Origin of the sequence: Actinomyces timonensis DSM 23838 (genome assembly GCF_000295095.1) — a bacterium.
Lineage (GTDB): Bacteria > Actinomycetota > Actinomycetes > Actinomycetales > Actinomycetaceae > Actinomyces > Actinomyces timonensis.
Genome location: NZ_JH806632.1, coordinates 410,943 through 431,673, shown reverse-complemented (window position 1 = coordinate 431,673; position 20,731 = coordinate 410,943). Strand labels below are relative to the sequence as shown.

Here is a 20,731-nt window from a genome sequence, read left to right as displayed (position 1 = left end):
GTGGTGTCATGAACAGCGCTTCTGTTGCGGTTGTACCGAGTGTCCTGGTCGTCGACGACGAGCCGGTGCTGTCGGGCACGGTGAAGAACTACCTCGAGCGGGCCGGCATGTCGGCCCAGACCTGCGGGGACGGGCTGGCCGCGCTTGACCTTGTCCGGGCCACGGCCCCCGACGTGGTGGTGCTGGACCTGGGCCTGCCGGGCATGGACGGGGTGGAGGTGTGCCGCCAGCTGCGCACCTTCAGCGACTGCTACGTGTTGATGCTCACGGCCCGCGCCGACGAGGTCGACAAGCTGATCGGGTTGTCGGTCGGCGCGGACGACTACATGACCAAACCGTTCAGCCCGCGTGAGCTGGTGGCTCGCATCCAGGTGCTGCTGAGACGCCCCCGCGCCGGAAGTACGGGCGCCACGGCCGCGGTGGTGCACCGCATCGGCGCCCTCACCCTGGACCCGTCGTCGCGTCGGGTGGAGCTCGACGCGTCACCGGTGGAGCTGACCCGTACCGAGTTCGACCTGTTGCAGGCCCTGGCGGAACACCCCGGCTGGGTGCTGAACCGCCGCCAGCTCACCGACGCCGTGTGGGGCGAGGACTGGGTCGGCGACGACCACCTGGTCGACGTGCACATCGCGCACCTGCGCAAGAAGCTCGGTGACGACCCCTCCCAGCCCCGGTTCGTGCAGACGGTGCGCGGCGTCGGCTACCGGATGGGCCAAGGGCAGTGATGCCGCGCAACCCGCGCGGCAGTTGGGGACGCCGACTGCTGTGGACCCAGATGGCCGTGGTGGCGGCGATGGCCGCCACCACGGTGCTGACGGCACTGCTGGTCGGCCCGGCATGGTTCCGGATGCACATGCTCGAAGCCGGCCACGCCCAGCCCGATGTCGTCGAGCACGCTCAGCAGGCCTTCCACGACGCGGGCCTGGTGTCACTGGCCGTGGGTCTGGGCACCGCGATGCTCGCCGCCCTCGGGGTCGCCACCGTCCTCAACCGGAACCTGTCGCGCGGGGTCGAAGCCCTCGTGGACGGCGCCCAACATGTCGCCGCCGGACACTACGACCAACCCGTCATGATGACCTCGGCCAGCCCCGAGCTGGCCCAGGTCGCCGACGCCTTTAACCACATGGCCAGCCAGATCGCCTCCACGGAGCAGACCCGACGACGCATGCTCACCGACCTGGGCCATGAGCTGCGCACCCCGCTGGCCGCCACCCAGGTCACCCTCGAAGGACTGCAGGACGGTGTGGTCGACTTCACCCCCGCAAACGTCGAGATCCTGCTACGGCAGAACCAGCGGCTGGCCGCCCTGGCCGCCGACATCTCTGAGGTCTCCCGCGCCGAGGAAGGCCGCATCCCACTGTCGCTGAGCCACCAGGACCTCGACCAGATCGTGACGGCCAGCGTCGCCGCAGCCCGGCACGCCTACGACGCCGCCGGGGTGACGCTGCACGCCCAGACCGTTCCCGGCCTGCGCGTCGACGTGGATGCCGCTCGCATCGGGCAAGTCCTGGACAACCTGCTGCGCAACGCCCTGCAACACACGGTGGGCGGCAACCGGGTCGAGGTCGCGATGAGACACGAGCACGACCGGGCCGTGGTCCGCGTCACCGACAACGGCGTCGGCATCCCCACCGAGGCCCTCACCCACGTCTTCGAACGCTTCTACCGCGTCGAGGACACCCGCACTCGCGACGTCGACGGTGGAACCGGTGTCGGCCTGGCGATCTCCAGGGCCATTGCCCGCGCCCACGGCGGTGACCTGACGGCCCACAGCGACGGCCCCGGCCACGGCGCAACCTTCGCGCTGACCCTGCCCACCGTGACTTCTTGACCAGATCTTGACCAACCCCTGCCGGGGCTTCATCCGGGCCCGACAGGCTCAAGGACATGAACACACTTTCCCGCCGCCACGTCCTGTTCACCGGTCTCGGCCTGGCCTCGGCAGGGGCCTTGAGCGCCTGCGGCGCCAAGAACACCCCGGCCGCAGCACCCGCCGCGCCGAACTCCCCATTGACGATCCCCAGCCAGACCCCGCTGGTCGCAGCCCCCGGCACGAAGACCGTCAACCACGTCCTCACGCCCCGGCCGGTCACCCTCGATCTGGGCGGCGTCACGGCCAGGACTTGGGCCTACGACGAGACCCTCGACGCCCCCGTCCTGCGGGCCCGCGCCGGAGACCTGCTGCAGGTCCGCGTCGAGAACAAGCTTCCCACCAGCACCTCCGTCCACTGGCACGGCATCGCGCTGCGCCAGCCAAGCGACGGCGTGCCCGGCGTCACCCAGCAACCCATCGAGGCCGGCAGCAGCTTCACCTACCAGTTCGTCGCCCCCGACCCCGGCACCTACTTCTTCCACCCCCACACCGGGGTGCAGATCGACCGCGGCCTGTACCGGCCGCTGGTCATCGACGACCCCGCTGAACCCGGCCGCTACGACCACGAGTGGATCATCACCCTCGACGACTGGGCCGATGGCGTGGGCACCTCACCCGATGACATCCTCGCCGCGTTCAAGGCCCAGAACGGCACCGTGTCCAGCGGCATGAACCACGACATGGGCGGCATGGACCACGGCATGTCACCCTTGGGTGACGCCGGGGACGTCACCTACCCCCACTACCTCGTCAACGGCCGCGTCCCCGCCGCGCCCCGCACCCTGACCGCCAAGCCCGGGCAGAAGGTACGACTGCGCGTCGTCAACGCCTCCTCCGACACCATCTTCAAGCTCGCCCTGCAGGGCCATCGACTCACCGTCACCCACACCGACGGGTTCCCTGTGACCCCCACCCAGGCCAGCGCCGTCTACCTCGCGATGGGAGAACGACTGGATGCGACCATCACCCTCGGCGACGGCGTGTTCGTGCTGCAGGCCGCGCCCGAGGGCAAGAAGGGCACCCCGGCCCGCGCCATCGTGCGCACCGGCTCCGGCAACGTCCCGGCCCCGGACACCCGCATCGCAGAACTCGACGGCAAGGCCCTGCTGACCACCCAGCTCAAGCCCGCCGACAGCGCCCGACTGCCCGACCGCAAGCCCGACACCACCCTCGACGTGGCACTCAACGGCCAGATGAAGCCCTACGCGTGGGGCCTCAACGGCAAACGCTTCGGCGAGGACACCCCACTGGCGCTCAGCCGCGGCCAGCGCGTGCGGCTGCGGATGACGAACATGACGATGATGGCCCACCCCATGCACATCCACGGCCACACTTGGGCCCTGCCCGGCAGCGACGGGCTGCGCAAGGACACCGTCCTGATCCGCCCCATGGAGACCGTCGAGGCCGACCTGCAGGCCGACAACCCCGGCACCTGGATGCTGCACTGCCACAACATCTACCACGCCGAACTCGGCATGATGACGACCCTGCGCTACTGACATCTCCCGGCCGATGTCGACCACCCACGCCTGCCCTGATGGCGCGGCTGCCCCCTTGCGGCAGCCTCACCATCGCCGTCTGCAGAGCTTGACCAGACCTTCACCAAACCTCGCGAGCTCATTGACCTCGCCCCGTCACCGTGGAAGTGGAAGGAAAACCCCTTCCCCGAGCAGACAAGGACACGCCATGTACACGAGCCCCGACCAGGCCCCCCGCCAGCCCCTGACCGGCCCAATGACCGACCAGGACCCCACCAGCACCACCCACCAGCACGGCAACTCCCACCAGCACGGCAAGTCCCACCACTGGATGCACCTGCTGATGTGCGCACCGATGCTGCTCGTGGTCGCCGGCTACCTGTGGGCCGGACGTGCCAGCCTCGCCGCCGGCGGTGTCCTGGCCGCCCTCGTGCCCGCCATCAGCTGCATGCTCATGATGTGGCTGATGATGCGCATGATGGACCACGGATCCCAGCACTGACCACCGCCCGCCATCCACCGGCAGCACCGTCTCGAGGAGCAACCCATGAACCACCCGGCAGCCACCGCCACCCACGACCACACCACCCGCTACACGTGCCCGATGCACCCCGAGGTGACCAGCGACCACCCAGGACGCTGCCCCAAGTGCGGGATGTTCCTGCAACCCGCCGACGGTGGGGACGCGCCGGCCGCACAGCACCACGACCACCAGCACCCCACCGGCGAGCCGGCGGTGGTGGCCGGTGCGGTCGCTGCAGGGGACTGGACCTGCCCGATGCACCCCGAGGTCCGCAGCGACGGCCCCGGTGACTGCCCGATCTGTGGCATGGCGCTGGAGCGGGTCTCGGCCGGGCTCGACGACGGCCCGAACCAGGAGCTCGTCGACATGCGTCGCCGGTTCTGGGTGGCGGCGGTGCTGAGCGTGCCGCTGGTGGCGATGGTGATGGTTCCCATGGTGCTGGGGCGTGCGCTGCCCGGCAGCGTCGCGCCGTGGCTCGAGCTGGCCCTGTCGACGCCGGTGGTGTGGTGGGCTGGGTGGCCGTTCTTCGTGCGCGGCGCGAAGTCGGTGGTCAGCCGTCACCTGAACATGTTCACCCTGGTGTCGTTGGGTGTCGGTGCCGCGTGGCTGTACAGCGTGGTCGCGGTGCTGGCGCCGGGGTTGTTCCCGTCCGGGATGCGGGCGATGGACGGCCGGGTCGGCACCTACTTCGAGGCCGCGGCAGTCATCATCACCCTGGTGCTGCTCGGCCAGGTCCTCGAGCTGCGGGCCCGCGACCAGACCTCCGGTGCGATCCGCACCCTGCTCGACCTGTCACCGGCCACCGCGCACCGCATCGGGGCCGACGGCACCGAGACCGACGTGCCGGCCGCCGAGCTGCAGCTGGGCGATCGGTGCCGGGTGCGGCCGGGCGAGAAGGTGCCGGCCGACGGCACCGTGGTCGATGGTCACGCGTATGTGGACGAGTCGATGATCACCGGCGAGCCGGTTCCGGTCGACAAGAGCCCCGGTGACCGGGTCATCGGCGGCACGATCATCCAGGGCGGCAGCCTGGTGGTGGAGGCCACTGGCCTGGGCGCCGACTCGACCCTGGCCCGGATCGTCGACCTGGTCTCCCAGGCGCAGCGGTCCCGTGCTCCGATCCAGGGACTGGTCGACAAGATCTCGGCGGTGTTCGTGCCGGTCGTGATCGCCGTCGCCCTGGCCACCTTCGGGTTGTGGCTGGCGATCGGGCCGCAGCCGCGGCTGCCGTTCGCGATCGTGGCCGCCGTCAGCGTGCTGATCATCGCCTGCCCGTGTGCGCTGGGTCTGGCCACGCCAATGTCGATCATGGTCGGGGTCGGGCGCGGCGCCAGCGAGGGCGTGCTGGTCAAGAACGCCGAGGCCCTCGAACGACTGCAGAAGGTCGACACCGTCGTCGTCGACAAGACCGGTACCCTCACCCAGGGCCGCCCCAGCCTGGTCGACCAGCAGGGCGTCGACGGCCACGAGGATGCCCGGACACTGCTGCTCGCCGCGGCTGTGGAGGCCGGCTCCGAACACCCCCTCGCCAGGGCGGTGGTCGATGCTGCCCGCCAGACGGGACGCACGGTGCCGGCGGCCAGCGATTTCGCCGCCCACCCGGGTGGCGGTGTCAGCGCCACCGTCGACGGTCAGCACGTGCTCGTCGGCAGCCCCGCCTTCCTGGGCAGCCAGCACGTCGACACCCATGCCCTGGACGCCGTGGTGGAGGCCTACCGTCGCCGTGGCGCGACCGCGATCGTCGTGGCCGTCGACGGCAGGCCCGCCAGTGTGCTGGCCATCGCCGACCCGCTCAAGGCGACCACCGCCGGCGCGATCGAGGACCTGCGTCGGCGCGGGATGAAGGTCGTCATGCTCACCGGCGACAATGCCACCACCGCCCGGGCCATCGCCGACGAGCTGCGCATCGACCAGGTCGTCGCCGACGTCCTGCCCGACCAGAAGCACGGCCACGTGCAGGCCCTGCAGGCCCAGGGCCACACGGTCGTTATGGCCGGCGACGGCGTCAACGACGCCCCCGCCCTCGCCGTGGCCGACGTGGGTGTGGCCATGGGCACCGGCACCGACGTGGCCATCGAGAGCGCCGACGTGACCCTGCTCGGCGGTGACCTGGCCGCCCTGGTCAAGGCCCGCGACCTGTCGGTCGACACGATGCGCAACATCCGCCAGAACCTGGTCTTCGCGTTCGTGTACAACGTGTTCGGTATCCCGCTGGCCGCCGGCGCCCTCTACCCGGCCTTTGGCTGGCTGCTGTCGCCCGTCATCGCGGCCGCCGCCATGGCCCTCAGCTCGGTCAGCGTGATCACCAACTCGCTGCGGTTGCGCCGTCACCGCTGACCCGAAGAGCCCAGCCGGTCGTTGTTCACCCCATCACAGATGCCCGGGCTCGGGTGTGGGCGAGGCGGTAGGAGTTTGTGCCGGTTTCGATGATGGTGGCGTTGTAGGTGAGGCGGTCGACGATTGCTGCGCACAGGCGGGGGTCGGTGAAGGTGTCGGTCCAGGCGGAGAAGGACTGGTTGGAGGCGATCGCGATGGCGTTCTTCTCCTCTCGTTCGGTGAGGACCTGGAACAGCAGTTTGGCGCCTCGCCGGTCGAGTTCCAGGTAGCCGAGCTCGTCAATCACGAGGAGGTCGACGCGGCCGTAGCGGTTGATGGTCTTGGTGAGTTGTTTCTCGTCGGCGGCTTCGACGAGCTCGTTCACGAGCCGGGTGGCGAGGGTGTATCGGACGCGGTAGCCCTGCTCGGCGGCGGCGGTGCCGAGCGCGATGAGCAGGTGGGACTTGCCGGTGCCGGAGTCCCCGATCAGGCACAGCGGGTCGCCGCGGCGGATCCAGTCGCCGGTGGCGAGCTCGTTGATGGTGGCGGGGTTGATGTTGGGGTTCGCGGTGAAGTCGAAGTCGGCGAGCCATTTCTCGCGGGGGAAGCCGGCGCTCTTGATGCGACGCAGGGTGGAGCGGCGGTCGCGGTCGTCGACCTCGGCCAGGAGGAGTTCGGCGAGGAAGCCCTGGTAGGTGAGTTGTTCCTTGGTGGCGGCCGTCACGGCGTCGTCGACGACGGCGCGGATCGTGGGCAGCCGAAGCCGGCGGCAGGCTTGGTCGATCGCGGCCTGCGCGGCTTACTCGGTGAGGCCCTGACGACGGCGAAGGCTCTCGGGACGGCTGGTGCTGGTGGTGGTCATGGGGTTCCTGTCGGGGTGTGGTGGTGAGTCTCGGCGGGGGCCGGGGCGGGATCGGGTTGGCGTCGGCACAGGAGTTCGTCGTAGGCGGTGACGGTGGGCAGGGGCGGGTGTCTTCGGGCAGGTGCGCGATGACCTGGTGCGGGTTGGTGGGGCGTCGGGGTGGCAGGTTCACGACCGTCCCGCCCCTGGTCTGGCTGGCTGGGGCGGGTGTGTGGGTGGTGGCATGGCGGCGGGCTTCGACGGCGACGACGTCGGGGCTGATCGCGCCCACCGACAGGGCCGAGGTGATGCCGGCGATCACCGCGTCGGACGGGAGGGATCGGTGGAGCAGGAGCACGTCGATCAACGCTTGGGTCCCGGCCACGTCGCCGCTGGTCTTGCGGGCCGCGGCCCAGAACGCGTCGTGGGCCGCGGTGAATGCTCCGGCGGCGCGGGCCTGCGCGAGGGCGGTGGAGCCGGGGAACGCGCCGGGCTTGTGCCGCAGCACTTCGAGGTAGTGGTCCAGCTCGACCCGGGTCACGCCACGGGTGCCGAGGCGAGGGTGGGTGGCGAGGACGGTGCGGCCCTCGAACACGACCACGCACGAGGCCCGCAGGGACACGCGGACGCGTTGGCTGATGAGGTGCGCGGGGACGGAGTACTTGACCATGCGGACGGTGATCAGGGCGGAGCGGTCGACGCGGGGGTGGAGGATCAGGCCGGGGTCGAAGTCGTCGGCCGGCAACGGTGCCAGGTGGGGCAGCTCGGCGTGGTGGTCCTGCCCGATCGTGTTGGCGTGGCCGGTGATGCGGCGGGTGTTGTCGTCGTGCTCCCAGGCGCGGATCTTGTCGTTGAGTTCGTCCAGGGTGGCGACTTCGGGCATGGGGGTGAGGTGGTTGCGGCGGAACCATCCGACCTCGCCCTCGACGCCGCCTTTCTCGTGGGCGCCGTCGATGCCGGGCTGGCAGTAGAACGCGTCGAAGCCGTAGTGGGAGCGGAACAGCACCCAGCGTTCGTTCTCGTCGCGTAGCCGGTCGCCGCCGTGGATGACCTGGACGACGGCGGAGGTGAGGTTGTCGTAGCGGATGTGGCGGGTGGGGATGCCGCCCAGGGCGTGGAAGGCCTCGATGTGTCCTTTGAGGAAGGCCTCCTGTCCGCCGGTCGGGTAGACGCGGTGGATGGCCTTGCCGGAGTGGGACAGGCGGTAGACGAACATGTGGCACTTGGTCTTGACGCCGTCCAGGATGACGTAGACCTCGCCGAAGTCGACCTCGGCCTCCGCGCCGGGGGCGTGGTCCTGCGGCACCATCGCCTCCACCCGGCGCCCGGCCTCCAGATCGATCTGCGCGCGCCTGACCCGGACGTAGTCCCGCACCGTGGAGTAGGACAGGTCGGTGGCGCCGTGCTCGTCGCGCAGCCGGGCCAGGATCCTGGTCGCGGTATGGCGCTGCTTGCGCGGCGCGGTCAGGTCATAGGTGAGCATCTCGTCGATCGCCGGCTTGTACGGGTCCAGGCGCGGTGCTGTGCGGACCGGTTTCTTGCGGGGTGGGGGTTCGGCTGCGGCGAGTGCCTGGCGGACGGTGCGGCGGTGGACTCCGTGTTTGCGGGCGAGCTCGCGGATGGACAGGCCATCGACTCGCGCGTCGTGGCGGATGTCGGCGTACAGCTGCACTCGTGATCCCATCTTGGCTCCCTTGCCCTCGCGACTGGTTCCCAGTGATGGGGACCAGCGTGAAGGGGTGGGGCCAGTTCAGACCGTCAACACCCCGGCAAGTCGCACGCGGGGCCAGATCAGGCCGTCACAACGGGGCCGAACCAAGCTGTCACAACCACCACGAGGAGGACTGAGCGCGCACGCGGCCTGTACCGAGTGTCTTGTCGCCTCACTTCTGAGGTGCGGCGGGTTGCTTGCCCTGGAACTGACGGCGGCGGGGTCGAAGGGAAGGGGGCTGGTGGGGCGTCAGTGTCCATGGTGCTGACATCAACCCCGCTCTGGCGCTGCACGCCTGAGAGGAACCGCAGTATTCCAACGATTTCTATGGGGTGCTTCGACGTCGGGCCCGTTAATGTCAGCGCTGTGGACACTGGGCCGCCTGAGGGACCGACTTTGCGGGGACACGGTGGCGGGGCTGGGCTCCCTTATCCAGGGGCCTGCCTCACTCTTCCCGTCCTGGCCCTGGCTCCTGCTCAAGTGCCCGAAGGTCGTGGTTCAGCGTCGGCTCCGGCCCGAGTCCTGCCCTGAGTCTGTCTAGTCCACGAGGGCCGGGATCCACTGGTCGGGAGTTGTGCGTACTGCACGAAGACCCCACCTACCTGGAGTGCACCCGACCCTCCTCCAGTGGTCCCCGACCCTCGTGCAGTACAGGTCAGGCGCCATCCGAGCGGCTGCGAGCAGTTCAGCCAGCCTCGGACAGCCTCGGCCAGCACAGCGAGCAACGACTATCGGGCCCGCTGTGTCGGTGCCTTGAGGTGTCATGACCCCTAAGCTCTCGGAGGTCATGAGGCAACACAGCGGCCTTGCTGAGGCCGCAACGAGGCGCTGAGAACGCGGGTGGGCGTCGTCGAGACGGAATGCTCGACGACGCCCACCGCGCGTCAAAGGGGGCGGTGCTCAGCTCAGACGCACCGGCTGCCCGGAGTGGGCCGACTCCGTGGCGGCCTCGGCCAGGCGCAGGGCGGCGATGGCGTCCTCGATGCCGGTGGGAGGCGTGGTGCCGGCCTCGACGGCCTCGATGAAGGCGCTCAGCTCGATGCGGTAGGCGTCGGCGTAGCGCTCCAGGAAGAAGTCGAGGTAGGGCTCCTGGGCGTCGGTGACCTCGCCGTTGGACAGGCGCACCGTGGTGGCGCGGATGTTCTCGGCGAACAGGGCGCCCTCGCGGCCCGAGGCCTCGAGTCGCTGGTCGTAGCCGGAGGCGCAGCGACGGTTGTTGATGATGGTCGCCACGGCGCCCGAGGCGGCCTTGAGCGTGACGACGGCGGCGTCGAAGTCCCCGGTGGCCTTGATGTCCTCGTCGAGGTTCTGCCCCACGGCGTGGACCTCCACGATGTCGCCAAGGAAGAAGCGAGCCATGTCGAAGTCGTGGATCGTCATGTCGCGGAAGATGCCGCCGGAGACCTTGATGTACTCCACCGGCGGGGCGGCGGGGTCGCGGCTGATGATGGTCAGCTGCTCGAGGGCGCCGATGCGGCCATCGGCCACGGCGGCGTGGACCGCGGCGAAGGAGGGGTCGAAGCGGCGGTTGAAGCCGAACATGACGGGGGTCGTCACGGCATCGAGCTCGGCGCGCGCGGCCTCGACGTCCTTCATGTCCAGCGCGATCGGCTTCTCACAGAGGACCGCCTTGCCGGCCTTGGCGGCGGCGAGCAGGTGGGGGATGTGCAGGGGGGTGGGCGATCCGACGACGACGGCGTCGACATCGGGGTCGGCGAAGACCTCCTCCGCCTCCTTGCACGAGCGGGCGCCGTAGAGGGCGGCGAGGTCCTCGGCGGCGGTGCCCATGGGGTCGCAGACGAGGGCGAGCTCGGCCTGGGGGTGGGCGGCGATGGTCTTGGCGTGGACGTGGCCGATGCGTCCGGCGCCGATGACGGCGATTCTGAGCATCATTGCTCCTTCAGTTGTTGTCAGGGGGACGGGGGCGCGGGCGTGACGGGGCCGGCCGGGGAGACGGATGTTATCGCCTCCCCGGCCGGCTCGCGCTCACGGCTTGGGCATGATGACGTCGCGGACCAGGGCGTCCAGGTCGGCGTCGGCCTGCAGGAAGCCCCGCAGGGTGTTGACCGTGGCGCCGAAGGTGTCGAACTCCGCCGGGGTCATGCCATCGGGCTCGTAGGCCCGCACGAACTCGGGGATGCCGAGCAGCGTCTTCATGATGGCGTCGTCAACGGGGACATCGAGCCGGTTGGTGGGCTTGTAGTCCGACTTGTTGATGATCTGCTGCCACTTGAAGGGCGGGGAGATGACGACGTCGCCGCCGACGAGCTCGGACCAGTGCATGACGTTGCGGAAGGCCGCGGCGAGCATGCGGGCGCGCAGGCCGCGGGCCTGGAACTCGGCGTGGGCGCGCTTGAAGGCGGCGATGCCGGCCCACTCCAGGTGGCCGGGGTCGAGGAAGAGGCCCTCCTTCTTGGCGACCGTCTTGATCCAGTCGTCGAGGCGGCCGACCATGAGGGTGACGACCGGGCCCATCGTGGAGGTGTCCAGGCCCTCGGCCTCGCGGCGCTTGAGGCCGCGCTCGATGGCCTCGCCGGTGGCGACGGCCTGGGGGACTGAGAAGGAGACGGTGACGTTGACCGACACGCCGCGGTAGGTGGCGTCCTCGATCGCCTCGATGCCCACCGAGGTGGCGGGGATCTTGACGATGATGTTCTTGGTCAGCTTGGAGAACTCCTCGGCTTGGTCGGCCAGGGCCTTCGCGGAGCGGGCAAGGCGGGGGTCGGTCTGCATGGAGAGGCGGCCGTTGCGGCCCTTGTGCTCCTCGAAGGCGGGCTCGAGGAGCTTGGCGGCCTCGAGGCTCAGCTCGCGCACGACCTGCCAGCCGATCTCCGACTCGGAGGCCTCGGGCATCTCCTTGGCGAGCTCGGCGATGCGGGGGAGCCACACGTCCTTGCGCTGGTTGATGCATGTGAAGGCGATGGTGGGGTTGCAGGTGGCGCCCACGCCGCCGAAGGAGATGGACTGGCGGAGCTCATCGGGGTCCGCTGAGTCGTTCCACAGCGCTGTGGGGAAGTTCTGGGCGGCCTCGAGGAGTGGGCCGGGTGTGTGTTCGATGGTCATCTGCTGCTCTCCTGGTCGGTTTCCCGCAGTGTTCAACCGCAGTCGCCTGGCGGCGTTGCCGGGCTGCGTGTCCCATTGAAGCCGACGCTGTCGCCCCTGTCAACCGATTGTCCAGACAAATCCTCTCGTCGAGACCGGGCGAACAGCACGGCGAGATTCCGATCTGTGGAAAACCGCCCCCGGTTTCGCCGTGCTGTTCGCCCGGTCTCGGTTATAAGAGGGGGTGATGGGGGGCTAGTTGGAGAAGAGGGTGGTGGTGAAGGAGTAGCGGGAGGCGCGGTAGACGTGCGTGCCGTACTCGATGGCGCGGCCCGAGGAGTCGTAGGTGGTGCGCGTCGCGGTGAGCAGGGCGGCGCCGCGCTTCTCGCCGAGCATCCGCGCCTCCGCCGCCGTGGCGGGGCGGGCCCCGATGGTCTGGCGGGCCGTCGTCGGGATGATCTGCTCGGCGCGCATGAGGTCGTAGAGGCCTCCGCTGGCCAGGGCCTCCCGCGAGGGGCAGATATCCGCCGGGATGAGGTTGGTCAGCACCGCGATCGGCTCGCCGTCGGCCGTGCGCAGGCGGGACAGGCGCACGATCGGCGTGCCCTCGGCCACCTCCAGGCTCGCCGCCTCGGCGGCGTCGGCGGGGTGCTCGTCGTGGTCGAGGACCTCGGTGGACACCTTGTGGCCCGCGGACTCGAGGTCGGAGTGGAGGCTCGTGAGCTCCATGGGCCGGTGGACCCGTGTGGGGGAGACGAGGGTTCCCACGCCCCGCCTGCGGGTGAGCAGGCCGCGGTCCACGAGCCGCTGGAGCGCCTGGCGCGCCGTCGGCCGGGAGACCGCGAGCCTCTTGGCCATGGACAGCTCGTCCTCCAGCCGCGTTCCCACGGGGAGCTCGCCGCTCAGGATGGCCTCGGCGATCGGCTCGGAGATCTGGAAGTAGAGCGGGACCGGGCTCTTGCGGTCCAGCTGGATCTCGACGACGCGCGGCGCCTTGTCCTTCGGCTCGTCCGTGGGGGAGGGGCTGTGCGGCGTTGGGGTCGGATCGGGCATGGTCGTCGTTCTCTGGTTCTTCGGCTCGGGCGCCTGGTGGGTCGCGCCCGGCGCTGTGACTGATGGGGTCATCCCCGTGCTGGTGGCCGGGGGTGTCCGCGCGAGCCTACCTGACTATGTGCGACTTTGTCATGGAGGGTATTTGTTAGGACAAATATTGACAGGAGGGGTGCCCGGGGGCAGGCTTGGTCCCAGGCGCCGATCCCGCGCCCCGCCCCGCCCCGACGATGTGGAAGGGAAGCCCATGACCGTTTCAACCACCCCGCCCCTGGATGTCCTGACCATCGGCCGCTGCGGAATCGACATCTACCCCCTCCAGATCGGCGTCGGCCTGGAGGAGGTGGAGACCTTCGGCAAGTTCCTCGGCGGCAGCCCCACGAACGTCGCCGTCGCCGCCGCCCGCTACCGCCATCGCTCGGCCGTCATCACCGGCGTGGGGGACGATCCCTTCGGCCGGTTCGTCTGCCAGGAGATGCGCGCCCTGGGCGTCTACGACGACTACGTCGTGCCCAAGCCCGGCATGAACACGCCGGTGACCTTCTGCGAGATCTTCCCGCCGGACAACTTCCCCCTCTACTTCTACCGCCAGCCCTCCGCCCCGGACCTCGAGCTCGACGACGCCGACCTCCCCCTCGACGCGGTGCGCGACGCCCGCATCTTCTGGGTCTCCGCCACGGGCATGTCCAAGGAGCCCTCCCGCGCGGCCCACCACGCCGCGCTCGACGCCCGCGCCCGCAAGGCCCACACGATCATCGACCTCGACTTCCGCGAGATGTTCTGGCCCGACCGCGCCACCGCCCATGAGCAGGTCGCCCAGGTCCTGCCCAAGGTGACCGTGGCCATCGGCAACCGCGAGGAGTGCGAGGTCGCCGTGGGGGAGACCGAGCCGGACCGCGCCGCCGACGCCCTCCTGGAGGCCGGCGTCGAGCTCGCCATCGTCAAGCAGGGGCCGCTCGGCACTCTGGCCAAGACCCGCGACGAGCGCATCGAGATGCCCGTGACCCCCGCCGAGACGAAGAACGGCCTGGGCGCCGGGGACGCCTTCGGCGGCGCCGTCTGCCACGGCCTGCTGTCCGGCTGGTCCCAGGAGAAGACGATCTTCGCCGCCTCCACCGCCGGCGCCATCGTCTGCGAGCGCATCGAGTGCTCGACGGCGATGCCCACCGAGCCCGAGCTGCTCAACGTCATGCGGCGCTACCGCGACCGGTGCGCCCCGAACCTGAAGGATCTGTGACATGGCCGGACTGACTGAGGAACTCGTCGAGATCCGCGCGAACGGCCCCGGCCGCATCGCCCGGGTGCTGGCCGACCGCCCCCGCGGCTGTCTGCCGGCCGACGGTCGCAAGCTCATGATCATCGCCTGCGACCACCCCGCCCGCGGGGCGCTCGCGGCGGGGACCGACCCCATGGCCATGGCCTCGCGCGAGGACGTCCTCGCGCGCTGCGTCGAGGCCCTTAGCCGCCCGGGCGTCGACGGCTTCCTCGGCACCGCCGACCTTATCGAGGACCTGGCGCTGCTGGGCGCCCTGGACGGCAAGCTCGTCTACGGCTCGATGAACCGGGGAGGCCTGGCCGGGGCCTCCTTCGAGATGGACGACCGCTTCACCGGCTACGACGCCCGCGGCGTCGTCGACGCCGGGCTCGACGGCGGGAAGATGCTCCTGCGCATCAACTACTCTGACCCCGCCACGGCCTCCACACTCGCCGCCTGCGCCCACGCCATCGACGAGCTCGCCGAGCGGCGCGTCATGGCGATGGTCGAGCCCTTCATCTCCCGCTGGGAGGAAGGACGTATCATCAACGACCTGAGCCCCGACGCGGTCATCTCCTCGATGGCCATCGCCTCCGGCCTGGGGCGCACCTCGGCCCACACCTGGCTCAAGCTCCCCGCTGTGGCGGAGATGGAGCGGGTGATGGAGGCCTCGACACTGCCGGCCCTCATCCTGGGGGGCGCGGTCAGCGAGCACGCCGACGAGGCGCGCGAGACCTGGGCACGGGCGCTCGCCCTGCCGACGGTCAAGGGCCTCGTCATCGGCCGCTCACTTCTCTATCCGCCCGACGACGACGTCGCCGCCGCCGTCGACTCCACCGTAGGACTGCTCTCATGACCACTGGACACACCGCGACCCCCGCCCCCAGCGTCACCGACATCCACATCCCCGCTGGCGCCTCCGGCCACGACGGCCTCGCCGTCGACATCACCCCCGAGCGCGCGGGCTGGACCTACTCCGGGCTGCGCGTGGCCGTGCTCGAGGCGGGAGCCGCCCAGACCCTGTCCACCGGGGAGTCCGAGCTGATCGTGCTGCCGCTGGCCGGCGGCTGCTCCGTCGAGATCGACGGCCAGGGCTACGAGCTCGCCGGCCGCGGCGGGGTCTTCACCGGGATCACCGACTACCTCTACGTCCCGCGCCACAAAGAACTGACCATCACCTCGGTCGACGGCGGCCGCTTCGCCCTGCCCTCGGCCCTGGCCTCGCGCGACCTGCCCGTGGCCTACTACGGGCGCGAGCAGGTGCGGGTCGACCTGCGCGGCGCGGGGGACTGCTCCCGCCAGGTCAACAACTACGCCCTGGCCAACGGGGTCGAGACCAGCCACCTGCTGTGCTGCGAGGTCCTCACCCCCGGCGGCAACTGGTCCTCCTACCCCGCCCACAAGCACGACGAGCGCTCCGAGGCCGAGCGCGAGCTCGAGGAGATCTACTACTTCGAGATCGCCGACAGCCCCGAGGGCGGCCCCGGCTTCGGCCTCCACGCGACCTATGCCGCGAGCCAGGACCGCCCCATCGACCTGTGCATCCCCGTGCGCAAGGGGGACGTCGCCCTCGTCCCCTACGGCTACCACGGGCCCTGCGTGGCCGCCCCCGGCTACGACATGTACTACCTCAACGTCATGGCGGGACCGGACGAGGACCTCGTCTGGCTCGCCCCCGACGACCCCGCCCACCACTGGATCCGGGGCACCTGGGAATCCCAGGAGGTCGACCCCCGACTGCCCATGACGCGCTGAGCCCGCGGGCGGACGGGCGGCGCCGGGCCGCCCGTCCGCCCAGCGGCCCCTCTATTCCATATGACCGTTTGATATGACATGCTTCGTGCATCGTCCGATGCCGCACGAGAGAGAGACCACGAACGTGAGCAATGAGGCCTACGCGGGAACCATCCGCCTGACCGTGGCGCAAGCGACCATCCGCTTCCTGTCCAACCAGTACTCCGAGCGCGACGGCGTCGAGCAGCGCCTCATCGCCGGCGCCTTCGGCATCTTCGGCCACGGCAATGTCGCCGGGATCGGCCAAGCCCTCCTCCAGAACGAGATCGAGCCCGTCGACGGCGAGGAGCCGATGCCCTACATCATGCCCCGCAACGAGCAGGGGCAGGTCCACGCGGCGGCCGCCTTCGCCAAGGTGAAGAACCGCCTGCAGACCTACATGTGCACCGCCTCCATCGGCCCGGGCAGCCTCAACATGGTCACCGGCGCCGCCCTGGCCACCACCAACCGCGTCCCCGTCCTCCTCTTCCCCTCCGACCAGTTCGCCACCCGCGTCCCGGACCCCGTGCTCCAGCAGCTCGAGGACCCGCGCACCCTCGACGTCACCGTCAACGACGCCTTCCGGCCGGTCTCGCGCTTCTTCGACCGCATCAACCGGCCCGAGCAGCTCATCCCCTCGCTCCTCAATGCCATGCGCGTGCTCACCGACCCCGCTGAGACGGGCGCCGTCGTCATCGCCATGCCGCAGGACGTCCAGGCCGAGGCCCACGACTGGCCGGTGGAGTTCTTCCGCAAGCGCGTGTGGCACGTGCGCCGCCCCCTGCCCGAGCCCGCGGCCCTCGAGCGCGCCGTCGCCATGATCAAGGCGGCCAAGCGCCCCATGATCATCTCCGGAGGCGGCACCATCTACTCCGAGGCATCCGAGGAGCTGCGCGCCCTGGCCACCGCCACCGGGATCCCCGTGGCCGACACCCAGGCCGGCAAGGGCGCCATCAACTTCGACCACCCCTGCGCCATCGGGGGAGTGGGCTCCACCGGCGGTGACTCCGGCAACCACATCGCCGACAAGGCCGACCTCGTCATCGGCGTGGGCACCCGCTACTCCGACTTCACCACCGCCTCCAAGACGCAGTTCAAGAACCCCGACGTCCGCTTCGTCAACATCAACGTCTGCGCCTTCGACGCCGCCAAGGAGAGCGCCGAGATGGTCGTGGCCGACGCCCGGGAGGCCCTGGCCGCCCTGACGACGGCGCTTCAGGGCTACCACGTGGACGAGGCCTACTCCGCGGAGATCGCCGCCGAGCGCGAGGGCTGGCTGGAGCGCACCGCCGAGTGCTACCACCTGGGCCACGGCCCGCTGCCCGCCCAGACCGAGGTCTTCGGCGCCCTCAACGAGCTCATGGCCGACGAGGACATCATGATCAACGCCGCCGGCTCCATGCCCGGCGACCTCCAGGCCCTGTGGCAGGCCCGCACCCCCATCCAGTACCACGTGGAGTACGCCTTCAGCTGCATGGGCTACGAGGTCCCCGCGGGCCTGGGCTGCAAGCTCGCGCGCCCCGAGTCCGAGGTAGTCTCGATCGTCGGCGACGGCACCTACCAGATGCTCCCCATGGAGCTGGCCACGGTGGTCCAGGAGGGCATCAAGGTCATCTACGTCCTGCTGCAGAACTACGGCTTCGCCTCCATCGGGGCGCTCTCGGAGTCCCACGGGTCCCAGCGCTTCGGCACCAAGTACCGCCAGCGCGGGACGGGCAGCCACCTTGCCGACGAGGACACCATCGCCGGCGTCGACATCGCCGCCAACGCACGCTCCTGGGGCCTTGAGGTCCACGAGGTCCACTCCATCGCCGAGTTCCGCGAGGCCTACGCCAAGGCCGCCGCCAGCGACAAGCCCTCGATGATCCACATCGAGACCGACCTCTACGGGCCCAACCCGCCCGGGTCGAGTTGGTGGGACGTGCCCGTCTCCGGCGTCTCCCGCCTGGAGTCCACCCAGAAGGCCTACGAGGAGTACGTCGAGGACCGCAAGCCGCAGCGCCACTACCTGTGAGCGCCGCAGACCACAGACCTGTCAATCACCGAAGGAGCCCATCCGCATGACAGAGATCAAGACCATCAAGCACTGGATCAACGGCGCCTCCTACGAGGGCACCCCGATCGGCCGCTTCCCCATCGAGAACCCCGGCACCGGCGAGGTGGAGAAGGAGCTGCTCCAGGCCTCCGACGCCGACCTCGACCACGCCGTCGAGGTGGCCCGGGAGGCCCAGAAGAGCTGGGCCGGGTACTCCCTGGCCAAGCGCACCGCCATCATGTTCAAGATGCGCGAGCTGGTCCTGGCCCACTCCGACGAGATGGCCCGCCTCATCGTCGAGGAGCACGGCAAGAACTACTCCGACGCCATCGGCGAGATCCAGCGCGGCCGCGAGACCCTCGACTTCTCCACCGCGATCAACCTGGCCCTCAAGGGCGAGTACTCCTTCGACATCTCCACCGGCGTCGACATCCACACCATCCGCCAGCCCCTCGGCGTCGTCGCGGGCATCTGCCCCTTCAACTTCCCCGCCATGGTGCCCATGTGGATGCACCCCGTGGCCATCGCCACCGGCAACGCCTTCATCCTCAAGCCCGCCTCTGCCACCCCCTCGGCCGCGCTGCTGACGGCCGAGCTGTACAAGGAGGCCGGCCTGCCCGACGGCGTCTTCAACGTCGTGTCCGGAAACCGCACCATGGTCACCAAGATCCTCGAGCACCCCGGGATCGACGCCATCTCCTTCGTCGGCTCCACACCGGTGGCCCACATCATCCAGAACACCGGTGTGTCCAACGGCAAGCGCGTCCAGGCCCTGGGCGGGGCGAACAACCACGCCATCGTCATGCCCGACTCCGACCTGGACTTCGCCGCCCAGCACATCTCCGCCGCCGCCTTCGGCGCCGCCGGCGAGCGCTGCATGGCCCTGCCCGTCGTCGTGGCCGTGGGCGGCTGCGGCCCCGACCTCGCCCAGCGCGTCAAGGCCCACGCCGAGAAGATCAAGGTCGGCTACGGCATGGACGAGGGTGTCGAGATGGGCCCCGTCATCGACGCCAAGTCCAAGGAGTTCATCATCGGCCTCATCAACGAGGGCGAGTCCAAGGGCGGCGAGGTGGTGCTCGACGGCCGCGACCTGGTCATCCCCGGCCACGAGAACGGCCACTTCCTCGGCCCGACCATCGTGGACAACGTGCCCCAGGACTCCGACCTCTACCGCGAGGAGGTGTTCGGCCCGGTCCTGTCGATCGTCCACGCCGACACCTACGACGAGGCCATCAAGATCGTCAACTCCTCGCCCTTCGGCAACGGCTCGGCGATCTTCACCAACGACGGCGGGGTCGCCCGCCGCTTCCAACTCGACGTCGAGGCCGGCATGGTCGGCGTCAACGTGCCGATCCCGACGCCGGTGGCCTACTACTCCTTCGGCGGATGGAAGGAGTCGCTGCTCGGCGACACCCACATCCACGGCCCCGAGGGCGTCAAGTTCTACACCCGCGCCAAGGCGATCACCTCCCGCTGGCCCAGCGAGAAGACCTACGCCGCCACCATGTCCTTCCAGCGCGAGGAGTGACGGCGCCGCGCGAGTAGAAGCGTAGATATGGGGTGGAGCATTCGATCCGCAGGGCTGGCATCGGGTCTATTCGCGACTTCGTCGCTCCTACGCGCTGCCATCGGCTCGGGCGCTCGAGCAAGCTCGGCGCCGCTCGCCTCAGTTGCGCGTGGCAGGGGAGCGCCGGAGGGCGCCCAGCGCCCGATGGCGCGGGGGACCGGCCTGCGGATCGAATGCTCCACCCCATGACCGTCTCGCTCATCAAGCCTCGATGCAGAGGTGATATTTGTCCGCACAAAGTCTTCCCCTGGGGCGGTGGGGCTTGTATGCTGGCTCTGCTTCCGAAACGATTCGGAGCATCCGTTGCGAAGGAGCACCACGATGTCAACGACGACGAACTCGAAGGCTGTCAACACCAACGACCCGAAGTACTCGAAGCTCACCATCGGCGTCTGCCCGGACCAGTGGGGAGTCTGGTTCCCCGAGGACCCCAAGCAGATGGACCCCCGCCAGGCCTGGCAGGAGATGGCCGAGGCGGGCTTCGAGGTCATCGAGACCGGCCCCTTCGGCTACTTCCCGACCGACCCCAAGGAGCTGCAGAAGTGGTGCGATGAGTACGGCATGCGCGTCGTCGCCGGCACCGGCTGGGGCATCCTGCACAAGCAGGATGCCTGGGAGACCACCCTGACAACCTTCCGCGCCATCGCCGAGACCCACGCCGCCGTCGGCGCCGAGTACATCGTCCACCTCCCCCCGCTCTACCGCGATGACAAGACCTGGGAGTGGACCGACGACCGCGTCCTATCCGACGACGCCTGGAAGCTCTACGTCGAGCACGCCAACGCCCTGGGCCAGATGCTCCTCGACGAGTACGGCCTCAAGATGGTCCTCCACCCCCACGGCGACTCCCACATCGAGACGCCGGAGGAGATCGCCAGGATCTTCGACGCCACCGACCCGACCTACGTCAACCTCTGCCTCGACTCCGGCCACGTCGTCTACGGCGGCGGCGACCCCGTCGAGCTGTGCCGGAAATACCCCGAGCGCATCACCTACGTCCACATCAAGGCCTTCGATGAGGCCATCACCCGCGAGGCCCACGAGAAGGACTGGCCCTTCGGCGAGGCCGTCACCAAGGGCGCCTCGGTCTGCCCGCCCGCCGGCCTGCCCGAGATGCACGAGTTCGTCGACGCGCTGGCCGCGCTCGACAAGCCGATCTACGCCATCTGCGAGCAGGACTGCTACCCCTGCGACCCGTCCTTCCCCAAGGCCAACGCCATCAACATGCGCACCTACCTGGCCGAGTGCGGCCTCGGGCTCGCCTGAT

General features: G+C 69.7%; 15 protein-coding genes and 1 pseudogene. 11 read left to right on the top strand and 5 right to left on the bottom strand.

All coding sequences use genetic code 11. From position 1 onward, the window contains the following. Window positions 1-8: 8 nt before the first annotated feature. From A1QA_RS0101925 to A1QA_RS0101905, 5 genes are all read left to right on the top strand, one after another. A complete protein-coding gene (locus A1QA_RS0101925; protein WP_003780993.1) occupies window positions 9-725 on the top strand; it encodes a response regulator transcription factor in 717 nt (238 codons plus the stop codon). 50 nt (window positions 726-775) lie between these two features. Further along, window positions 776-1,831 carry a sensor histidine kinase gene (locus A1QA_RS0101920; protein ID WP_017177249.1) on the top strand — a complete coding sequence of 352 codons (1,056 nt, stop codon included), beginning with the start codon at window positions 776-778 and terminating at the stop codon, window positions 1,829-1,831. A gap of 56 nt (window positions 1,832-1,887) precedes the next feature. Beyond that, complete coding sequence (locus A1QA_RS0101915) at window positions 1,888-3,372, top strand: multicopper oxidase family protein (RefSeq protein ID WP_017177248.1); 1,485 nt, start codon at window positions 1,888-1,890, stop codon at window positions 3,370-3,372. A 187-nt stretch (window positions 3,373-3,559) separates the two neighbouring features. Next, window positions 3,560-3,853: a hypothetical protein gene (locus A1QA_RS0101910; RefSeq protein WP_009232777.1), complete on the top strand. Its 294-nt coding sequence runs from the start codon at window positions 3,560-3,562 to the stop codon at window positions 3,851-3,853. Between the two features lie 45 nt (window positions 3,854-3,898). After that, window positions 3,899-6,211 carry a copper-transporting P-type ATPase gene (locus tag A1QA_RS0101905; protein WP_009232776.1) on the top strand — a complete coding sequence of 771 codons (2,313 nt, stop codon included), beginning with the start codon at window positions 3,899-3,901 and terminating at the stop codon, window positions 6,209-6,211. A gap of 25 nt (window positions 6,212-6,236) precedes the next feature. Here A1QA_RS0101905 and istB read toward each other — a convergent pair whose 3' ends face one another. From istB to A1QA_RS0101870, 5 genes and pseudogenes are all read right to left on the bottom strand, one after another. Then, a complete protein-coding gene (istB, locus tag A1QA_RS0101900; protein ID WP_244266084.1) occupies window positions 6,237-6,974 on the bottom strand; it encodes an IS21-like element helper ATPase IstB in 738 nt (245 codons plus the stop codon). 74 nt (window positions 6,975-7,048) lie between these two features. After that, window positions 7,049-8,715 (bottom strand): annotated as a pseudogene (istA, locus tag A1QA_RS15215) (IS21 family transposase). A 927-nt stretch (window positions 8,716-9,642) separates the two neighbouring features. Further along, a complete protein-coding gene (gene iolG, locus A1QA_RS0101880; RefSeq protein ID WP_026048604.1) occupies window positions 9,643-10,632 on the bottom strand; it encodes an inositol 2-dehydrogenase in 990 nt (329 codons plus the stop codon). Between the two features lie 96 nt (window positions 10,633-10,728). Beyond that, a complete protein-coding gene (locus tag A1QA_RS0101875; RefSeq protein ID WP_017177242.1) occupies window positions 10,729-11,805 on the bottom strand; it encodes a transaldolase family protein in 1,077 nt (358 codons plus the stop codon). A 234-nt stretch (window positions 11,806-12,039) separates the two neighbouring features. Then, a complete protein-coding gene (locus A1QA_RS0101870; RefSeq protein WP_154652270.1) occupies window positions 12,040-12,837 on the bottom strand; it encodes a GntR family transcriptional regulator in 798 nt (265 codons plus the stop codon). A 244-nt stretch (window positions 12,838-13,081) separates the two neighbouring features. Between A1QA_RS0101870 and iolC the strand changes: the two genes are divergently transcribed. The 6 genes from iolC to A1QA_RS0101840 all read left to right on the top strand — a co-directional run bounded on the left by iolC (window position 13,082) and on the right by A1QA_RS0101840 (window position 20,730). Continuing rightward, window positions 13,082-14,071: a 5-dehydro-2-deoxygluconokinase gene (iolC, locus tag A1QA_RS0101865; protein WP_017177240.1), complete on the top strand. Its 990-nt coding sequence runs from the start codon at window positions 13,082-13,084 to the stop codon at window positions 14,069-14,071. Window position 14,072: 1 nt separating this feature from the next. Then, window positions 14,073-14,945, top strand: a complete 873-nt coding sequence (locus A1QA_RS0101860) for a Cgl0159 family (beta/alpha)8-fold protein (protein WP_017177239.1) — start codon at window positions 14,073-14,075, stop codon at window positions 14,943-14,945. Beyond that, window positions 14,942-15,844 carry a 5-deoxy-glucuronate isomerase gene (gene iolB / locus A1QA_RS0101855; RefSeq protein WP_017177238.1) on the top strand — a complete coding sequence of 301 codons (903 nt, stop codon included), beginning with the start codon at window positions 14,942-14,944 and terminating at the stop codon, window positions 15,842-15,844. The genes A1QA_RS0101860 and iolB overlap by 4 nt, the downstream gene beginning before the upstream one ends. A 124-nt stretch (window positions 15,845-15,968) precedes the next feature. Then, window positions 15,969-17,876: a 3D-(3,5/4)-trihydroxycyclohexane-1,2-dione acylhydrolase (decyclizing) gene (gene iolD / locus A1QA_RS0101850; protein WP_026048603.1), complete on the top strand. Its 1,908-nt coding sequence runs from the start codon at window positions 15,969-15,971 to the stop codon at window positions 17,874-17,876. A gap of 55 nt (window positions 17,877-17,931) precedes the next feature. After that, window positions 17,932-19,425 (top strand): CoA-acylating methylmalonate-semialdehyde dehydrogenase, encoded by a 1,494-nt coding sequence (locus A1QA_RS0101845; RefSeq protein ID WP_026048602.1) that lies wholly within the window; start codon window positions 17,932-17,934, stop codon window positions 19,423-19,425. A gap of 360 nt (window positions 19,426-19,785) precedes the next feature. After that, on the top strand, window positions 19,786-20,730 hold the full coding sequence (locus A1QA_RS0101840; protein ID WP_017177235.1) for a sugar phosphate isomerase/epimerase family protein: 945 nt from the start codon (window positions 19,786-19,788) through the stop codon (window positions 20,728-20,730). Window position 20,731 lies beyond the last annotated feature (1 nt).

Excerpts from the sequence above, each read along its gene's own strand:
- A1QA_RS0101925 (WP_003780993.1), top strand. The coding sequence starts at position 9 with ATGAACAGCGCTTCTGTTGCGGTTGTACCGAGTGTCCTGGTCGTCGAC.
- A1QA_RS0101920 (WP_017177249.1), top strand. The coding sequence starts at position 776 with ATGGCCGTGGTGGCGGCGATGGCCGCCACCACGGTGCTGACGGCACTG.
- A1QA_RS0101915 (WP_017177248.1), top strand. The coding sequence starts at position 1,888 with ATGAACACACTTTCCCGCCGCCACGTCCTGTTCACCGGTCTCGGCCTG.
- A1QA_RS0101910 (WP_009232777.1), top strand. The coding sequence starts at position 3,560 with ATGTACACGAGCCCCGACCAGGCCCCCCGCCAGCCCCTGACCGGCCCA.
- A1QA_RS0101905 (WP_009232776.1), top strand. The coding sequence starts at position 3,899 with ATGAACCACCCGGCAGCCACCGCCACCCACGACCACACCACCCGCTAC.
- iolG (WP_026048604.1), bottom strand. The coding sequence starts at position 10,632 with ATGCTCAGAATCGCCGTCATCGGCGCCGGACGCATCGGCCACGTCCAC.
- A1QA_RS0101875 (WP_017177242.1), bottom strand. The coding sequence starts at position 11,805 with ATGACCATCGAACACACACCCGGCCCACTCCTCGAGGCCGCCCAGAAC.
- A1QA_RS0101870 (WP_154652270.1), bottom strand. The coding sequence starts at position 12,837 with ATGCCCGATCCGACCCCAACGCCGCACAGCCCCTCCCCCACGGACGAG.
- iolC (WP_017177240.1), top strand. The coding sequence starts at position 13,082 with ATGACCGTTTCAACCACCCCGCCCCTGGATGTCCTGACCATCGGCCGC.
- A1QA_RS0101860 (WP_017177239.1), top strand. The coding sequence starts at position 14,073 with ATGGCCGGACTGACTGAGGAACTCGTCGAGATCCGCGCGAACGGCCCC.
- iolB (WP_017177238.1), top strand. The coding sequence starts at position 14,942 with ATGACCACTGGACACACCGCGACCCCCGCCCCCAGCGTCACCGACATC.
- A1QA_RS0101840 (WP_017177235.1), top strand. The coding sequence starts at position 19,786 with ATGTCAACGACGACGAACTCGAAGGCTGTCAACACCAACGACCCGAAG.